15 protein-coding genes and 1 riboswitch are annotated in these 19675 nt (G+C 36.2%); of the genes, 13 read left to right on the top strand and 2 right to left on the bottom strand.

Annotated features, from left to right (window positions below; genetic code table 11):
• Positions 1-70: 70 nt before the first annotated feature.
• Together BN358_RS02650 and BN358_RS02645 are read right to left on the bottom strand one after the other, a co-directional pair.
• Positions 71-1429 carry a PFL family protein gene (locus tag BN358_RS02650; RefSeq protein ID WP_019227777.1) on the bottom strand — a complete coding sequence of 453 codons (1359 nt, stop codon included), beginning with the start codon at positions 1427-1429 and terminating at the stop codon, positions 71-73.
• A gap of 4 nt (positions 1430-1433) precedes the next feature.
• Positions 1434-1703 carry an ACT domain-containing protein gene (locus BN358_RS02645; RefSeq protein ID WP_019227776.1) on the bottom strand — a complete coding sequence of 90 codons (270 nt, stop codon included), beginning with the start codon at positions 1701-1703 and terminating at the stop codon, positions 1434-1436.
• 111 nt (positions 1704-1814) lie between these two features.
• Positions 1815-1903: riboswitch (glycine riboswitch) on the bottom strand.
• Positions 1904-2180: 277 nt separating this feature from the next.
• On the opposite strand from BN358_RS02645, the gene rpoN reads away from it, so the two are divergent.
• The 13 genes from rpoN (at position 2181) to rnr (ending at position 19574) form a co-directional block, all read left to right on the top strand.
• Positions 2181-3599 (top strand): RNA polymerase factor sigma-54, encoded by a 1419-nt coding sequence (gene rpoN / locus BN358_RS02640; protein WP_019227775.1) that lies wholly within the window; start codon positions 2181-2183, stop codon positions 3597-3599.
• Between the two features lie 373 nt (positions 3600-3972).
• The gene (locus BN358_RS02635) at positions 3973-4998 is read left to right on the top strand and encodes a sugar-binding transcriptional regulator (RefSeq protein WP_019227774.1); all 1026 of its coding nucleotides are present in this window, start codon (positions 3973-3975) and stop codon (positions 4996-4998) included.
• A gap of 45 nt (positions 4999-5043) precedes the next feature.
• Positions 5044-6051: a type I glyceraldehyde-3-phosphate dehydrogenase gene (gene gap / locus BN358_RS02630; protein WP_019227773.1), complete on the top strand. Its 1008-nt coding sequence runs from the start codon at positions 5044-5046 to the stop codon at positions 6049-6051.
• A gap of 78 nt (positions 6052-6129) precedes the next feature.
• Positions 6130-7323, top strand: a complete 1194-nt coding sequence (gene pgk / locus BN358_RS02625; protein WP_019227772.1) for a phosphoglycerate kinase — start codon at positions 6130-6132, stop codon at positions 7321-7323.
• An 11-nt stretch (positions 7324-7334) separates the two neighbouring features.
• Positions 7335-8093 (top strand): triose-phosphate isomerase, encoded by a 759-nt coding sequence (tpiA, locus tag BN358_RS02620; protein ID WP_019227771.1) that lies wholly within the window; start codon positions 7335-7337, stop codon positions 8091-8093.
• A 13-nt stretch (positions 8094-8106) separates the two neighbouring features.
• Positions 8107-9636, top strand: coding sequence for a 2,3-bisphosphoglycerate-independent phosphoglycerate mutase (gene gpmI, locus BN358_RS02615; protein WP_019227770.1), 1530 nt, complete (start codon positions 8107-8109; stop codon positions 9634-9636).
• Between the two features lie 17 nt (positions 9637-9653).
• On the top strand, positions 9654-10946 hold the full coding sequence (gene eno, locus BN358_RS02610; RefSeq protein ID WP_019227769.1) for a phosphopyruvate hydratase: 1293 nt from the start codon (positions 9654-9656) through the stop codon (positions 10944-10946).
• Between the two features lie 150 nt (positions 10947-11096).
• On the top strand, positions 11097-11330 hold the full coding sequence (secG, locus tag BN358_RS02605; RefSeq protein ID WP_040581933.1) for a preprotein translocase subunit SecG: 234 nt from the start codon (positions 11097-11099) through the stop codon (positions 11328-11330).
• Between the two features lie 204 nt (positions 11331-11534).
• The gene (locus BN358_RS02600; RefSeq protein ID WP_019227767.1) at positions 11535-13562 is read left to right on the top strand and encodes a sodium-translocating pyrophosphatase; all 2028 of its coding nucleotides are present in this window, start codon (positions 11535-11537) and stop codon (positions 13560-13562) included.
• Between the two features lie 278 nt (positions 13563-13840).
• Entirely contained in the window at positions 13841-14611 is a 771-nt protein-coding gene (locus BN358_RS02595) for an alpha/beta fold hydrolase (RefSeq protein WP_019227766.1), read from the top strand.
• A gap of 10 nt (positions 14612-14621) precedes the next feature.
• Entirely contained in the window at positions 14622-16262 is a 1641-nt protein-coding gene (gene murF, locus BN358_RS02590) for a UDP-N-acetylmuramoyl-tripeptide--D-alanyl-D-alanine ligase (RefSeq protein ID WP_019227765.1), read from the top strand.
• A gap of 10 nt (positions 16263-16272) precedes the next feature.
• The gene (locus tag BN358_RS02585) at positions 16273-17430 is read left to right on the top strand and encodes a D-alanine--D-alanine ligase family protein (RefSeq protein ID WP_019227764.1); all 1158 of its coding nucleotides are present in this window, start codon (positions 16273-16275) and stop codon (positions 17428-17430) included.
• A gap of 23 nt (positions 17431-17453) precedes the next feature.
• Entirely contained in the window at positions 17454-19574 is a 2121-nt protein-coding gene (rnr, locus tag BN358_RS02580) for a ribonuclease R (protein WP_019227763.1), read from the top strand.
• The last annotated feature ends 101 nt before the right edge of the window (positions 19575-19675 follow it).

The following is a 19675-nucleotide window of genomic DNA, read 5'->3' as shown; positions in this document are numbered from 1 at the left end:
CGGGCGGACACGAGGTCCGCCCCTACAATTACATTTGTCAATAGTCCGAGATTCTTTAGAATCTCGTTTTTTAATTTTTAAAGCTGTGAATTGGTGCCGGAATTCTGCCGCCTCTTGCTATAAAGTCATCACTAGAAAAACTGCTTACCTTCATTATGGGAGCCCTTCCTAAAAGTCCTCCGAATTCAGCTGTATCTCCTAATGTTTTTCCGTAAACAGGAATTAGTCTCACTGCTGTTGATTTTTGGTTTATAACGCCTATAGCGCATTCATCAGCAATAATTGCTGAAATAGTGCTTGCTTTTGTGTCTCCGGGTATGGCAATCATGTCAAGGCCTACAGAACAAACACATGTCATAGCTTCAAGCTTTTCGATGTTTAAGGAACCTCTGTTAACAGCTTCAATCATTCCTTCATCCTCGCTTACAGGTATAAATGCTCCGCTTAATCCCCCTACATTTGAAGAAGCCATGATGCCGCCTTTTTTAACCGCATCGTTTAATAATGCCAGAGCAGCTGTGGTTCCATGGGCACCGCAAGCTTCAAGTCCTATTTCTTCTAATATTCTTGCTACGCTGTCACCGACTTCCGGAGTGGGTGCAAGGGATAAGTCCATTATGCCGAAAGGAATATCCATTCTCCTTGAAATTTCCTTTGCCACAACTTCACCGGCTCTTGTAATCTTAAATGCAGTCTTTTTGATTGTCTCGCATACGGTTGTGAAATCCTGACCTCTTACTTGTTCCAAAGCATTTTTTACAACTCCGGGACCGCTAACTCCAACGCTAAGGCATGTTTCTGATTCTCCGGTGCCGTGGAATGCTCCTGCCATGAAAGGATTGTCTTCAACAGCATTGGCAAACACAACTAATTTTGCACATCCAATGCTGTCTTTGTTTCTTGTAAGATACGCTGCTTCTTTTATAACTTCACCCATGATTCTTACAGCATCCATGTTAATGCCTGCCTTTGTGGTTGCAACATTAACTGAAGCACAAACCTTGTTTGTTACAGCAAGAGCCTGAGGAATTGAACGGATAAGTATTTCATCGCCTTTGGTAAATCCTTTGTGAACAAGGGCTGAAAAGCCTCCCAAAAAGTTTACTCCTGCCACATCAGCAGCCTTGTCCAAAATTTCAGCATACTTGATATAGTCAACATCATTGCATGCACCTGCTATTATGGATATTGGAGTGACTGAAATTCTTTTATTTATTATTGGTATTCCGAATTCTTTTTCTGTTGCTTCGACAGTTTCTACAAAGTGCTCGGATAACCTTGCTATTTTATCGTATATTTTAATCCTTGATTTTTCACCGTCTGAATCAGCACAGTCAAGAAGTGAAATACCCATAGTTATTGTTCTTATGTCAAATTTGAGCTCATCAACCATTTTGACTGTTTCCAGTATGTTATTAGATTTAATCATTCGTCTACACCTCGTACATTTTGTCAAAAATATCTTCCCGTTGAATTTTGATTTCCATATTGATTTCTTTGGCTTTTTTGTCTAATTCCTGCTGAAGTGTTGTAAAATCAGTTGTAATGCCATCAAGGTCCACAAGCATTATCATTGTGAAGTAATCTCTCATTACTGTCTGGTTAATATCAAGGATATTTGCGTTGTAGCTTGCTAAAAGTGTTGAAACATGTGCTATTATTCCAACGCGGTCCTTTCCGATTATTGTTAGTATGCCTTTCATGTTATCCTCCGTTTATAATGTTAGTATGTATGCAGCCTTTAAGGAAAATGGTGTTATATAAAATACAGAGAGACGCCAGTCTCTCTGTACAACAAAAACACATATGTGCTTTCTTTCAGCTCTGTTCTTTTACCTGAGAGTTTCATTGATATCAACTTTCCCCTTCGGTGCTCTTAAAGAGTCTCTCCAGAGTTATGTCCGCTGACGGTCGACTGCCTTCCGCCAGTTTCATCCAAAATATTTTATTAGGGGTTAGTATATACCGTCTTGTTTTAAAAATCAAGCATAATATTTAAATTTATAAAATTTTCTTTTTTTAACAAAATACTTTGGCATTTTCGATAGTTTTTTGATATAATAAAATAATGACAACATTTACTCGTTTTTATTGTTAATATTGATAAAGCAGTACAAAATAATATCATGTTGAAAATATAATAAATTTTGTTATAATATATGGTAGCAAGGAGTGATATTATGAAAATGGGCTTTGAATTGAATCTGTCTCAGACTCAAAAGCTTATCATGACACCTGAATTAAGACAGGCTATACAAATTTTGCAATTTAATAATGTTGAATTAATGGAGTTTATATACAAACAGCTTGAGGTTAATCCTTTTCTCGAATCAGTTGACAATAAAGTCCAGGAATCATCATCAGATGAAAGTGCTGAATATGAAAAATCTGATTTTGATAAATCTGACAACAAAGATGAAATCGATTGGAAGGAAATTACAGAAAAGTATGATGACCTAAGCTACAAGGCTTATGAAAAAACTGCAGATTCTGATGAAAAGCAAACATTTGAAAGCTACACTTCCAAAAAAATGTCTCTTAAGGACCATCTCATGGTTCAATTAGGAGTTTCCGTAAAAACTAATAAGGAAAAAAGAATAGGCGAATTTATTATTGAATCACTTGATAACAAGGGCTACTTAGGTTGTTCAATTCAAGATATAAGTCTTTTGTTGAATGAAGATGTGGTTGAAGTGGAAAGAGTTTTAAGACTTATACAAACTTTTGACCCTGTGGGAGTTGGAGCAAGAAATTTAAGTGAATGCCTTATGATTCAACTTAAGGAAAAGGGAATTCAAGATAAGAATGCATATATCATAGCAGAACAATATCTTGAAGAAATTGCTACCAACAAAATTCAAAAAATAGCAAAAGATCTTCGTATTACAGTTTCAAGGGTACAAAGCATTTGCGATATAATCAAGATGCTTGAGCCAAAGCCATCTAGAGGATTCATAGTAGACAGCGACAACATAAGATATATTGTTCCTGATGTGACTATTGAAAAAATAAACGGTGAATATATAATTATAGTAAACGACAACAACCTGCCTGTTCTAACTATAAGCGGCTATTATCAGAATATGATAAAAAATCTTGATGACAAAGAAGCAAACAAGTTCCTGAGCGACAAACTGAATTCATCTATGTGGCTTATAAAGAGTATAGAGCAAAGAAGAATGACACTGTACAAGGTTGTTGAATCCATACTCAAGTTTCAGAGAAAATTCTTTGACGAAGGTAAGACTGCATTGAAGCCTTTGGTTCTCAAGGATGTTGCTGAAGACATAGGCGTACATGAGTCAACTGTCAGCAGGGCTACAAACGGAAAATACGTACAAACTCCTATAGGGTTGTTTGAACTTAAGTACTTTTTTGCAAGCAGCTTAAGCGAAAGCGATGGCGAAGGAATTTCATCCACCAGCGTGAAGTCTCAGATTCAAAAATTAATTAATGAAGAAAACACACAAAAGCCGTTAAGTGATCAAAAAATAGCTGAAATGCTCAGCTCTGAAGGAATCAACATATCAAGAAGGACTGTAGCAAAATACAGGGATGAAATGAGGATACCATCTTCATCAATGAGAAGAAGGTTCTAATTAATTAAGAATTAAGAATTAAGAATTAAGAATTAAGAATTAAGAATTTAAAATCTAAATCAGTAAAGAATATTCAAAGACACGTTGGATATTCTTTTTTATTGCACATAATAAAATAAGGAATTTCATGAAAAATTACTGGTTTATTTTTGCTTTTTTTGCTGTACAGCATCATGATGCTGTGATATAATCAAAATATAAATGTGACACTATTAATAAATAGTATAACACATATCTCAAATCATGTCTGATTACCAATCAAAAATAATATTCCAAAATTTAAAAATACTATTGCAATATAATATAAATATGGTAGAATAAACCTAGGGACGTAAAACGAACAACAGGGACATTAAATATCCCGGAGGGATGTATGGAAAACAATAAAATTCTGGAAATTCAAAACAAAATAGTTCCTGAAACTGTTGAATTGTTTATGAAAAGATACGAGATACTAAAGGTTATAAGTTCTATGCAACCCATTGGAAGGAGATCCCTTTCTGTGAAACTTGGCATAACTGAAAGAACCATGCGTACGGAAATAGATAAACTTAAGGAAATGAACCTCATTGACATCAAATCGGCAGGAGTTGAACTCACAAAAGATGGAATTGATGTGCTTTCGGAAATTCACGGCAGCTTTTATTACATAAAAAACTTATCAGATTTGGAATTAAAGCTTATGGAAAAGCTAAAGCTAAAGAAGGTTGCAGTTGTTTCCGGGGATGCTGAAAAAGACAGTTTTGTTTTCAACGACCTTGGAAAAAAGGCAGCTGAAATTGTTCTGGAACTCATTAAAAATGACACTGTGCTTGGAATCACTGGGGGCACAACAATGGCTTGTGTTGTGAGGCAAATGAAAAGAAAAAAAGGAATAAAAAATCTTTTAGTGTTGCCTGCAAGAGGAGGATTAAGCGAGGAGCTTGAAATTCAAGCTAATACAATTGCTGCAAATCTGGCTGAAAAAATTGATGCTCCATACAAGCTGCTGCACATACCAGACAATCTTGATGAAACAGAACTCGGCGTACTTAAGAACAATAAACTGATAAACGATGTTTTGCAGGATATAAAAAGGATTAATCTTCTTGTGTTCGGTCTTGGAAATGCAAAGGAAATGGCTGCTAGAAGAAAAGCAAACAAAGATGTTCTCGACAAAATAGTCAAGGATAATCTTACAGCAGAAGCATTCGGGTATTTCTTTGACAAAGAAGGAAATGTAAAAATGCAAACAAATTCAGTGGGAATATCACTGGATAATTTTAAGGAAATTAAAAATTCAATAGGAGTTGCTGCAGGCAAGTCTAAAGCTGAAGCAATTTATGCAATATCAAAATTCAATAATAATTTTATCCTTGTTACAGACGAAGCTGCTGCAAGAAGGATATTAGAATTATAAATTTAATAATTATAATATTATGATATAAAATTATAGGAGGATAACATGGTTAGAGTAGCAATTAATGGTTTTGGAAGAATAGGAAGATTGGCTTTGAGGCTTATGGCACAAGATGAAGAATTTCAGGTTGTTGCAATCAACACAAATTCTGATGCTGAAACACTGGCATACTTGCTGAAATATGATACAGCTCACGGAAATTTCATGACTGATAAAATTACTTACAATGGCGATGTTTTGATTGTAAACGGCAAGGAAATTGCAACATCAAGAGTAAAAGAGCCTGAAAATTGCAATTGGAAAGAGCTTGACATTGACTTGGTTATCGACTGCACAGGAAAATTCAATGAAAGAGAAAAAGCGGAAGCTCACATAAAAGCAGGAGCTAAGAAAGTTCTTCTTTCTGCACCTGCAAAAGGAGATGTGAAGACTGTTGTTTACAACGTAAACCACAATATTCTTGATGGAACAGAAACAGTAATTTCAGCAGCATCTTGCACAACAAACTGCCTGGCACCTTTGGCAAAAGTTTTAAATGATGAATTCGGAATAGTAAAAGGACTTATGACTACTGTTCATGCATATACAAATGATCAGAACATTCATGACAACTCCCACAAGAGTGGTATAAAATCAAGAAGAGGCCGTGCTGCAGCCGCAAACATAGTTCCTGCATCAACTGGAGCGGCTAAGACAGTAGGTGTTGTACTTCCTGAACTGAAAGGGAAACTTGATGGAATAGCTCTTCGTGTTCCTACAATTACAGGTTCTGTAGTGGACCTTACTGTAGAACTTTCAAGAAACACAACAGTTGAAGAAATAAACGCTGCTGTTAAGAAAGCTGCAAATGAAACTCTTGCTTACACAGAAGATCCTATTGTTTCAAGCGATGTTATAGGAAGCAGCTATGCATGCATATTTGATGCTTTGTCAACACAAATCATGGAAGTTGACGGAAAGCAGATGGTTAAACTTATTGCGTGGTATGACAATGAAATGTCATTTACATCACAGTTAGTAAGAGTTGTAAAATACTGGGGTTCAATGAAATAGATAATAAGAACAATTGAGAGCAACTATTCATAAACTTTATGAGTAGTTGCTATTGCTCATGTTGTTTAGGAGGAAATTATGAATAAGAAAACATTGAAAGACATAGATGTGCAGGGCAAAAAAGTTCTTGTTAGATGTGATTTCAACGTTCCATTGGATAAGGAAGGAAATATTACTGATGATATAAGAATCACAAGCTCCATGCCAACCATAGATTATCTGTTGGAAAACAATGCAGCAGTAATTTTGATGTCGCACCTTGGAAGACCAAAAGGACAGCCTTCAAAGGAATTTTCACTGCTTCCTGTTGCAAAACGGTTAAGCGAAATATTAGGTAAGAACGTTTTGTTTGAAGACTGCGACACAGTAGTTGATGACAAAGTAAAAGAAGATGCAAAAAAGCTTCAGCCAGGAGATGTAATGCTTCTTCAAAATACCAGATTCAGAAAAGAAGAAGAAAAGAACGCAGGTGATTTTGCTCGTGACCTGGCCTCTCTTGGAGATATGTTTGTAAATGATGCCTTTGGAACAGCTCACAGAGCTCATTCGTCAAATGTTGGAATATGTAGCTACCTTCCTTCGGCAGTTGGTATTTTGGTTGAACGCGAAATTGATATAATGGGTTCAGCACTTGAAAATCCTAAAAGACCGCTTACTGCAATTTTAGGAGGAGCAAAGGTTTCAGACAAAATTGCAGTTATTGAAAATTTACTTAACATTGCAGACAATATTTTAATAGGCGGAGGAATGATGTATACATTCCTTAAGGCTGAAGGATTCAATACGGGCTCATCACTTCTTGAGGAAGACAAGGTTGATCTTGCCATGGAACTCATTAAAAAATCCAAAGAAAAAAATGTGCGTTTGATCCTTCCGAAAGATACTGTTGTTGCAAAAGAATTTAAAAATAATACGGAATTTTTCCAGGCTGATTCAGATAAAATACCAAATGATTTCATGGGGCTGGACATAGGCGAAAAAACAATCGCGGATTTTGAAAATATAATCAAACAGTCAAGGACAATAATATGGAACGGACCTCTTGGGGTTTTTGAAATGGAGAACTTTGCAAAAGGAACAAATTCTGTTGCAAAAGCCATTGCTGATAACAAAGAAGCAGTTTCTATAATTGGCGGCGGAGACAGTGCTGCAGCAGTTGAAAAAATAGGTCTTGCTGACAAAATAACTCATATATCCACTGGCGGAGGAGCTTCACTGGAATTTCTGGAAGGAAAAATTCTGCCGGGCATTGATGCAGTTAACGACAAATAAAGGAGTATATGATGAGAAAAATTTTAATAGCAGGCAACTGGAAAATGAACAATGATGTTGAGGCAAGTGTAAAGCTTGTGGAAAGTCTTAAATCATTGTCCAAATACTTTGATAGCAATGTAGATATCTTAGTATGTCCTGCGTTTACTTCTCTTTATTCAGTAAAAGAAGCTTTGAAGGGAACAAACATTAATATCGGTGCTCAGAACATGCACTTTGAAGACAAGGGTGCATATACTGGCGAAGTATCTCCTGTGATGCTTAAAAACATGGGAATTGAATATGTTATTATAGGACATTCTGAAAGAAGACAATATTTCAATGAAACAGATGAAACTGTAAATAAAAAGCTTAAAGCTGCATTAAAACATAACATAAGACCAATACTTTGTGTAGGCGAAACATTGGAGCAGAGAGAATGCGGCGTGGAAAAGGAAACTGTAAAAAATCAAATTACAAATGACTTTGCCGGTATAGACAAATGTGAAGCAGAAAATATTGTTGTTGCATATGAACCAATATGGGCCATAGGAACCGGAAAGACTGCCAGCAGCGCTCAGGCCAATGAAATGGCTTCATTTATCAGAATGTGTGTAAAAAACATTTATGATTTGGAATTATCTGAAAAAATAATAATTCAGTACGGCGGAAGCGTAAATAAAGACAATGCCAGTGAAATCCTAAGCCAGTCAGATATTGACGGAGCTTTAGTAGGCGGTGCAAGTCTTAAAGCTGAATCTTTTTTAGATATAATTAATTATGCAAAATAAGGAAGGTCGTAGTATGAATAAAGTAACAGCATTGATTATCCTAGACGGATGGGGATTGGGAACAGATTATGAAGGAAATGCAATTAAAAGAGCAAAGACTCCTAATTTTGATGTATTAATGAGAAAATATCCTAATACTGTACTGTCCGCCAGCGGTTATGACGTAGGTCTTCCAAAAGGTCAAATGGGAAATTCTGAAGTAGGGCATTTAAACATCGGAGCAGGAAGAATAGTTTATCAGGATCTTACAAGGATTACAAAGTCAATTGAAGATGGTGAATTTGAAACAAATGAAGCATTGTTAAACGCCATTGATCGCGCGAAGAAGAACAATTCAACTCTTCATTTAATAGGACTGTTGTCAGACGGCGGAGTACACAGCCATAACAGTCATTTGTACAGCCTCATTGAACTTGCCAAGAAAAATGACTTAAATGATGTAGAAATTCACTGTATCACTGACGGACGGGATGTAAGTCCAACAAGCAGCCCAAATTACATAAAAGAACTCAATAAAAAAATAAACAGCATAGGAACAGGCCACATAGCTTCTATAATGGGCAGATACTATGCCATGGACAGAAACAAGCAGTGGGACAGAGTTGAAATTGCATATAACACGCTTGTGAATGGAACCGGCGAAAGATTTGCTGATCCTTTAGAAGCAGTGAAGGATTCTTATTTGAGCGGAGTAACAGATGAGTTTATAAAACCTCTTCTTGTTGAAAAGGAAGATGGCACTATTGCTTCTATTAAAGACAATGATGCTGTAATATTCTACAACTTCAGACCAGACAGGGCAAGACAGCTTACAAGAGCATTTGTTGACGAAGAGTTCAGCTATTTTGACAGAAAAAAAGTTAATGTGAAATTTGTATGCATGACTCAGTATGACAAGACCATAGAGAATGTTGAAGTGGCATATAAGCCTCATTTTGTTCAAAATACACTTGGAGAATATTTAAGCAGTCTTGGACTGAAGCAATTAAGAGCTGCAGAAACCGAAAAGTATGCACATGTGACTTATTTTTTCAACGGTGAAATAGAAGAACCATTCAAGCATGAAGTAAGAAAACTGATTCCTTCTCCTGATGTGGCAACATATGACCTGAAACCTGAAATGAGCGCCTATGAGCTTAAGGACATGATAATTGAAGAACTTGAAAAGGATATGTACCAGGTTATGATAATTAACTTTGCCAATCCGGACATGGTTGGACACACAGGAGACATTGAAGCAGCAATTAAGGCAGTTGAAACAGTTGACAAATGTCTTGGAGAAATAGTGAACTTTATTATCAGGACAGATGGAATTGCACTAATTTGCGCTGATCACGGCAACTGTGAGGAAATGACTGACCCGAGCACTCATGCTAAGCTTACAGCCCATTCAACAAACAAGGTTCCATTCATAGTTGTTAACAACAACAGAAAGTTCAAACTGAACGAAGGAATTTTGGCTGACATAGCTCCAACCATGCTGGAACTCATGGGGTTGGAAAAGCCTGTTGAAATGACTGGGCATAGTTTAATAGAAAAATAAAAACGGAGGAAATTTAAATGACAATAATATCAGATGTATATGCAAGAGAAATATTGGATTCAAGAGCCAATCCTACAATAGAAGTGGAAGTTTGGACTGAATCAGGCGGATATGGAAGAGCAGGAGTTCCTTCAGGAGCATCAACAGGAGCTTTTGAAGCAGTGGAATTAAGAGACGGGGACAAGTCAAGATATCTTGGAAAAGGAGTTTTGACAGCCGTAGACAATGTAAATAACATAATAGCTCCTGAACTTATAGGAAGAGATTCTGTTGATCAGCTATCAATCGACAAGCTTCTCTTAGCTCTTGACGGAACGCCAAACAAAGGAAAATTGGGTGCAAATGCAATACTTGGAGTATCTATGGCTGTAGCAAAGGCTGCTGCTGACACTTTGGGACTTGAACTTTACCAGTACCTGGGAGGAGTAAACAGCAAAACTCTTCCTGTTCCTATGATGAACATATTAAATGGAGGACAGCACGCTGACAACAATGTTGACATTCAGGAGTTCATGGTAATGCCTGTTGGCGCATGCTGCTTCAAGGAAGCGCTGAGAATGGGAGCTGAAGTTTTCCACAGCCTGAAGAGCGTTTTAAAATCTAAGGGACTGAACACTTCAGTTGGAGATGAAGGAGGATTCGCTCCAAATCTTACATCAAATGAAGAAGCATTGGCAACAATTGTTGAAGCAATAGAAAAAGCCGGATATGTTCCTGGAAAAGACATCATGCTTGCAATAGATGTTGCTGCAACAGATCTTTACAATCCTGAAACAAAAATATACACTCTTGAAGGCGAAGGAAGAAAGTTCACTCAGGAAGAAATGGTTGATTTCTATGTTGATCTTGTAAACAGGTATCCAATCATATCCATCGAAGACGGTATGAATGAAGAAGACTGGGAGGGCTGGAAGATTCTTACTGATAAACTTGGTGGAAGAATTCAGATCGTAGGAGACGATTTGTTTGTCACAAACACAGAAAGACTTAAGAAGGGAATCGACCTTAAGGTTGCAAACTCAATATTAATAAAATTAAATCAAATAGGTACAATAACAGAAACTCTTGATGCAATTGAAATGGCAAAAAGAGCAGGATATACAGCTGTTGTTTCACACCGTTCAGGAGAAACAGACGATGCAACAATTGCAGATCTTGTAATTGCTGTAAACGCAGGACAGATTAAAACAGGTGCTCCTTCAAGAATTGACCGTGTGGCTAAATACAATCAGCTTTTAAGACTAGAAGATATACTTGGAGACACTGCTCAGTACAAAGGTTTGGAAGTTTTCTACAATATAAAAAAATAATTTATATAATAACAATTTGTGGGAAAGTTCGGGCTTAGCCTAAATTCTTTCCCATAATTTTTAATTATTATTGAAAAAATGTTGATTTAAGATATTATTAATGTTATAATTCTACTGTTATTTAAGAGAAGACAGTAACAGGAGGTGTGTATAGTGGAAATAGTAGTAAGAATATTTTTGATACTAGCAAGTTTAATATTAATAGCAAGTATTTTACTGCAATCAGGTAAATCAGCAGGTTTGTCTGGAGAAATTGCCGGAGGCGCTGAATCTATCTGGGGTAGAAACAAAGGCAGAAGCTTTGAAGGAAAACTTGAAAAAGCTACAACAATTTCAGCAATTATTTTCGTTATTGCTTCATTAATTTTAGTAGCAATTCAGTAATATTTTGTAATTTTTTGGTAATAATATTTATAAATTCTATTTAGAATTTAAAATGTTGTATAACAGTGACCGGCACAAAAGTGTCGTGCACTTTTGTGTGCATAAGAAAACGATACATATTTGTGGCTTATCACTAAATAATAAGCAATATTGTTGTGTAAATTCTTATGAAAAATTTATTTAAACTACGGAGGAAAGAAACAAATGGGTACTTTAATAATAGCCCCTATAGTTGGGGTTTTGGCTTTGCTTTTTGCTTTTTATAAAGCATCAGGCATCAATAAGGTTGATCCTGGTACAGACAGAATGAAAGAAATTTCTTCATTCATTCATGAAGGTGCAATGGCGTTCCTTGCAAGAGAATACAAATCAGTTGGACTTTTTGCTATTATTTTGTTCGTTATTCTTGGACTCGGAATCGGCTGGACAACTGCATTAGCATATGCAGTAGGATCAGGATTTTCTATATTAGCAGGATATTTCGGAATGACAGTTGCTACTAAAGCAAATGTAAGAACAGCTAATGCTGCTAGAACTTCAGGAATGAACAAAGCACTTGATGTTGCATTCTCAGGCGGTTCAGTAATGGGTATGGTTGTTGTTGGTCTTGGACTTTTAGGAACAGGCATATTCTGGCTGATATTCAAAGATGCTAGTATTATAACAGGATTCAGTCTTGGTGCTTCTTCAGTAGCATTGTTTGCTCGTGTTGGCGGCGGTATCTACACTAAAGCAGCAGACGTTGGAGCGGACCTTGTTGGTAAAGTAGAAGCAGGTATACCTGAAGATGACCCAAGAAACCCGGCAGTTATAGCAGACAACGTTGGTGACAATGTTGGTGACGTTGCTGGTATGGGAGCTGACTTGTTTGAATCATATGTTGGAGCAATTGTATCATCAATTACATTGGGAGTTATTGCTTACGAAGGCGGAAACGGTGTTATGTTCCCTCTTTTGATTTCAGCAGTAGGTATATTGGCTTCAATAATAGGAACATTGTTTGTAAGAGGAAAAGAAGGATCTAACCCACAAAAAGCTTTAAACATGGGTACATATATGAGCTCATTGGTAGTTGTTGTTGCAGCATTCTTCCTGAGCCAGTCTATACTTGGAAGCTTACAGCCATTTGGATCAATCGTATTCGGTTTGGCAGTTGGTTTAATTATTGCAAAAATTACTGAAATCTACACTTCAGGTGATTATAAATATGTACAGGAAATTGCTGATCAGTCTGAAACTGGAGCAGCAACAACAATCATCAGCGGTTTGTCAGTTGGTATGAGATCAACTGGATACCCTATAGTTGTTTTGGCTGTTGGTATAATCGGAGCTTATTACATAGCTGGTTATACACCAGATGGACTTAACGCAGTTAAAGGATTGTATGGTATAGCTCTTGCAGCTGTAGGTATGCTTTCTACAACAGGTATGACAGTTGCAGTTGATGCTTACGGACCAATAGCAGATAATGCCGGCGGAATTGCAGAAATGTGCGAATTGCCTCATGAAGTAAGAGAAATCACTGATAAGCTTGACTCAGTTGGAAATACAACAGCAGCAATCGGTAAAGGATTTGCAATCGGTTCAGCAGCTTTAACAGCTTTGGCACTGTTTGCATCTTATACTCAGGCTGTTGGAATCACTTCAATCAGTTTGACAGAACCAACAGTTATAGCTGGCTTGTTCATAGGCGGTATGCTTCCATTCCTGTTCTCAGCTATTACAATGAGCGCAGTTGGTAAAGCAGCATTCTCAATGATTGAAGAAGTAAGAAGACAGTTCAAAGAAATGCCTGGTATTATGGAAGGAAAAGATAAGCCAGATTACAGAAGATGTGTTGATATTTCTACAGCAGCAGCTTTAAGAGAAATGATTGTACCAGGTCTTTTGGCAGTAGTAGTTCCATTGCTTGTTGGATTCCTTTTAGGAACTGAAGCTTTAGGAGGATTACAAGCAGGAGCACTTGTATCAGGTGTTCTTATGGCAATCATGATGTCAAATGCAGGCGGAGCTTGGGACAATGCAAAAAAATACATTGAATCAGGAACTCACGGCGGAAAAGGAAGCGCAGCTCACAAGGCAGCAGTTGTTGGAGATACAGTTGGAGACCCATTCAAAGATACTTCAGGACCTTCAATAAACATCCTTATAAAGCTTATGACAGTTGTTTCACTGGTATTCGGACCAATGCTTGCACAGTACGGCGGAATATTGATGAAATTATTCCAATAAAAATAAATTAGAATTCTTAAAGGCTTCTCTCATGAGAAGTCTTTTTTCTTGCAGTATTATGGAATAGTATGGTATAATCATTTTTGAAAATTTACATATAATGATAATAGGATATTTTATTAATAACCAAAGATGAATAATTAATTGAATGATTAAGTATAAAAATATATTCATAACAATACCATGGAATGTTATACTTGATTAAAATGTGATAAGTTATTCTACATAAGAAAATAATTTGAAGTTTTATTATTATTTAGTAACAAAGAGAGGATATAATGCATATTGATGTAGATGGACTTAAAATAAATTACATAATTGAAGGCGCCGGAAGAGACGTGCTGCTTCTTCACGGCTGGGGCGGAAGTATTCAGACCATGATGCCAATATTTAATATATTAAAAGATAAATGCAGAGTTGTGGCATTGGATCTTCCAGGCTTTGGTGAAAGCGATGTGCCGGAGAGACCGTGGAATTCATACGATTATTCTGAGTGCATTAAAAAATTTATTGATAAAATCGGACTTAAGAGTATAATATTGTTTGGACATTCTCACGGGGGCAGAATTTCAATTATTTTGTCGGGACAATACAACATGGTAAAAAAGCTTGTTCTCATTGACAGTGCAGGATTGATTCCCAAAAGAAGCACAAAATATTATTTCAAGGTGTATTCTTTCAAACTTTTTAAAAAATTATACACAACTTTTTCATTTGGAAAAACAAAAGAAGAAAAACTTGAAAAATTTTATGAAAAATATGGATCAACAGATTATAAAGAATCTCACGGAATCATGCGCCAGACTATGGTGAAGGTGGTAAATGACAATTTAGAGTCTTTGATTCCAAAAATCAAAAATCCTACACTTCTTATATGGGGTGAAAATGACCAGGATACTCCATTGTACATGGGCAAAATCATGGAAGAAAAAATCCCTGACAGCGGACTTGTTGTTTTAAAAGGAGCTGGACATTATTCGTACATTGATTGCTATGACCAGTTTAAGGCAGTCATTAATTCTTTTTTGAAAGATGATTTCATAAGATAGGAGAGAGAAAATGCAGTCATTAATTTTATTGTTTACAGCTTGTTGGTTTTTATTGTGTGCTTTAAAACTGAAATTTTCACTACATATGGTTCAAATTGAAGGTTATGATTTAAATAAGTACATAGAGTGGATGAGCAGCCACAAAGACAAAATATATACAACAAAGGATAAAGCATATGCCTTGATTTCTGCAGTGAACGGGGTATTTTTTGTCATAGCTTCCATTAAAGGCGAAAGCAATCTTTATTCATATTCCATTGCAAGTTCCATTTTCACATCCTTGTTTTTGTACTTGGGAAACAAGACCAAGTATGAATCTAAAAAGCCACTTGTTTTTACTTCAAGGGCAAAAAGGCTGTATGCAATTTCCCTTGCGCTTGTGGCAGCTGATTATTTGATAGTCTTGCTGCTTGTAAAATTATTTCTTAAGGATGTATCTGATTATTTTCCGCTTTGGGCAGGCATGCTTTCAGTTGTTTATTATTTTTGTTCTTATTACATGGCAGGTGCAATTTACATTGCTAATCCCATAGAAAAAAATATAAATCAAAAATACTACACTGTTGCCTCAAACAAAATAAAAAATATGAAAAATGTGAAGTCCATAGGAATAACAGGAAGCTATGGGAAAACAAGCACGAAATTTTTTACTGCAACAATTTTGAGCGAAAAATATAAAGTTTTGAACACTCCTGAAAGCTACAACACTCCAATGGGAATTAGTAAAATTATAAACAATGATTTGGATGAAAATTTTGATATTTTTATAGCTGAGCTTGGAGCCACAAAAATAGGAGACATTGATGAAGTTGCAAAACTCACAAATCCAGAAATAGGCATAATAACTTCCATAGGGCCATGCCATCTTGAAACATTCAAGTCCATTGACAACATAATGAGAACAAAGTACGAACTCATTGAAAATCTGCCTGATGATGGTGTTGCAATATTTAACTATGACAATGAATATGTAAAGAAACTTGCAGACAAGACGTTTAAGGAAAAAATTCTCTATGGAATTGAAAATATTGAAGATACTGACGTGTTTGCAACTGACATCAAAGTGAGCAGCAAGGGAAGCACATTTTCACTTTGTATAAACGGTCTTGGAACAATTGAATGTGAAACAAGGCTTTTAGGAGCCCACAACATACATAACATACTTGCAGGAGCAGCAATTGCAAAGGTCATGGGACTCACACTTCAAGAAATCAAAATGGGAATATCAAAAATTGAAAGTGTGGAACACAGACTTCAGCTCATAGATCCCGGAACTGGTGTAATAGTAATAGATGATGCATTCAACTCAAATCCTGACGGAGCCAAGGCAGCTTTGGATGTGCTGGATTCATTCAAGGACAACAGAAAGATAATAGTTACTCCCGGAATGGTTGAGCTTGGTGAAATAGAAGAAAAAGAAAACGAGAAGTTCGGTGAAAATATAGCAAAAGTATGCGACATAGCAATTCTTGTTGGAAAGAAAAGAACAACTCCTATTTACAACGGATTAAAAAGAAAGACATTCAATGAAGATAATTTGTATGTTGTTAATTCATTGGATGAAGCAAGCGAACTTATGAAGACACTGACTAAGGTCGGTGACGTTGTGTTGTTTGAAAATGATTTACCCGACACATACAATGAAAAATAATGGAGGTATTATGAAAAAATCTATTGGAATTATAATCGGCGGAAAATCTGTTGAGCATGAGGTATCAATTATATCCGGTCTGCAGGTTTTAGACAACATTGATAAAGACATTTATGAACCTATGATAATTTACATCCAAAAGGATGGGAAGTGGTATATTGGCAAGAGCCTCCATGATATAAACAATTACAAGGCTAAGAAATTTGAAGGAGCATACGAGGTGCTTCCAGGTTTTAAGGATGGAAAACTAGTTTTATATCCACATCCGGAACTTAAACAGGGATTGTTTGGCAAGAAGTATGAAACCGCTGAGGTTGAAGTTGTATTTCCTGCAGTTCATGGAACTAATGTTGAAGATGGAGCTCTCCACGGAATGTTTCAAATGAACAACGTTGCATGTGCATTTGGTTCTGTTTTAAGTTCATCTGTGGGAATGGATAAAGTTGTAATGAAGCAGGTGTTCCAAAGCAACAATCTTCCTGTAGTAGACTACACATGGTTCTACAGAAGCAGCTACGAAGGCGAAAAGGAAGAAATTATAGAAAGAATTGAAAAAATAGGATATCCGTTGATTGTAAAACCTGCCAATTTAGGCTCAAGCATTGGAATAAGCAAGGCTAAAAACAAGGAAGAGCTTTTGGTTTCAATTGAAGTGGCCATGGCTTATGACAGAAAAATAATAGTTGAAAAATGTATTGAAAATGTAAGAGAGATTAACTGTGCAGTAATGGGATACGAAAATGACCTGACAGCGTCTCTTTGCGAAGAACCTGTGGGATGGAAGGAATTCCTTACATATGAAGACAAATATGTTAACAAGAAAAAAGATGCTTCTGAGTCAAAGAGAAGAATTCCTGCGGATATACCTGATGATATTACGGAATCTATTAAAAAGTATGCTAAAGAGTCATTTAAATCAGTGGATTGCTGCGGAAACGCAAGAATAGATTTCCTCTATGATGGCAATAATATTTATGTCAATGAAATAAATACCATTCCTGGTTCCATAGCATTTTATTTGTGGGAAGGTATGGGTATTAATTTTACTGAATTAATCACTAAAATAATCGAGTTTGCTGAAGTACAAAAGGATCAAAGAAAAATTAACATTGTTTCCTATGACATTGATTTGTTGAACAAGATGGGCGGAGGCAGCAAACACAAGTAGGTTACAATACCTGGGAGAAATATATGAACATTAAAGAAAAAATATTATTATTCATGAAAGATGAAGCTTACAAACCTTTGACGATTAATGAGCTCATGCAGGCTCTTGAAATTGAACAAAGTATGAAAAAGGAAATTCTTAAAATCTTAAATGAGCTGGAAAACGAAGGGAAAATCATATTTACAAGGACGGAAAGATACGGTATTCCTGAAAAAATGAATCTTGTTATTGGAACATTGGAAGGTCATCAGAAAGGTTATGCTTTTTTAAGGCCTGACGACAAGGAAATCAATGACATATTCATCTCCCCTGTGGACATGAACGGTGCCATGCACGGAGACAAGGTAATAGTGCGTCCAATGAAAATATCCGAAGAAGTGAAAAGCCCCGAAGGAAAAGTAATTAGAATAATTGAAAGGGCTAATACATTTGTTATAGGAACATTTCAAAAAAGCAAGCACTTTGGATTTGTTGTGCCTGACGATAAAAGAATCGCCACTGATATTTTCGTTCCACAGGAATATATCAACAACGCAAAATCAAACAGCAAGGTAACCGTAAAAATAACAGAATGGCCTGAAAAGAGAAAGAATCCTGAAGGAAGAATTGTTGAAGTAATTGGAGATATCGAAGACACCAAGACCCATATTGAAGCAGTGCTTCTTGCAAAAAAAGTAAGACAGTTTTTCCCTGAAGATGTCATTAAGGAAGCAATAAAGGTATCAGCTGAAGGAATACACGAACAGGAGTATAAGAGAAGGAAGGATTTAAGAGAACTTCCTATCATTACAATTGACGGTGAAGATGCAAAAGATCTGGATGATGCTGTTTATGCAGAAAAAATAAATGACAATGAATATAAATTAAGCGTTCATATAGCAGATGTAACCCATTATGTGAAAGAAGACAGAAAACTAGACAAGGAAGCTCTAAAGCGTGCAACAAGCATATACATAAGCGACAGAGTTATTCCAATGCTTCCTAAGGAACTTTCAAACGGAGTGTGCAGCTTGAATCCAAATGAAGATAAGCTGACATTGTCTGTTGATATGACAATAACTGCTGACGGTAAGGTTACTGACTATACAATATTTGAAAGCATAATAAGAAACCACTACCGCATGACATATACGGATGTTTCAAATATCCTGGAATTTCCCGATGAAAACCAGGAACTTCTTGATAAATACAAGGAAATCCTGCCAATGCTCAAAGTTATGGAAGAATTAAGCCTGCTTTTGAGACGAAAAAGGGAAGTAAGAGGAGCCATAGATTTTGAGTTTCCTGAAACAAAAATAATAACCGATGTAAAAGGAAAGGCAATAGATGTTACAAAGTATGAAAGAAGAGTATCAAATAAAATAATCGAAGAATTTATGCTTGTTTGTAATGAAACTGTTGCAGAACACTACTACTGGCTGAACATGCCTTTTGTTTACAGAATACATGAGGACCCTGAAGATGAAAAAATGTATGAGTTTTCAAAATTCATACACAACCTTGGATACACGCTCAAGGGTAACAATGACGTCCACCCAAGGGAACTTCAGCAGCTTCTTTTAAAAATTAAAGGAACAAAAGAAGAAACCCTCATAAACAACATGATGCTTCGTTCCTTGAGAAAGGCAATTTATTCACCTGAAAGCTCCACACACTTTGGTCTGGCTGCTCAGTACTACTGCCATTTCACATCACCAATAAGAAGATACCCTGACCTGCAGATACACCGCATCATAAAAGGTCAGATAAACGGCAAATTTTCAGAAGCAGCACTTAACAAGCTGGCTGAAAGAACGGCTGCAGTTGCAGAACAGTCTTCAAAAATGGAGAGAATTGCAGATGAAATCGAAAGAGACACAGACAAAATAAAAATTGCCGAATTCATGTCCGATAAAATCGGAGAAGAATATGAAGGAGTGATTTCCGGTGTAACAAGCTTCGGAATATTTGTGGAACTTGAAAACACCGTTGAAGGCCTTGTGCATATATCAAATATGGTAGATGACTACTATGTTTATGACAATGAAAAGAAGGAACTCTTCGGACAGGGAAGCAGAAAAGTGTTTAAAATAGGTGATGCAGTAAGAGTAAGACTGGAAAAAGTAAGCATTGCAAGAGCTGAAATAGATTTTGTTTTGATCTGATATTGCAATTGGAAAATTTAAACATAATAATATTAAGTTAAATAAAATAAAATTTAAGTTTTGTTTAAGCAAAAATCTCTAGAATATAACTAGAGATTTTT

This window comes from Sedimentibacter sp. B4 (assembly GCF_000309315.1).
Lineage (GTDB): Bacteria > Bacillota > Clostridia > Tissierellales > Sedimentibacteraceae > Sedimentibacter > Sedimentibacter saalensis.
Note: the sequence above shows the minus strand (reverse complement) of the source record. Positions and strands in the feature narration are given on the sequence as shown.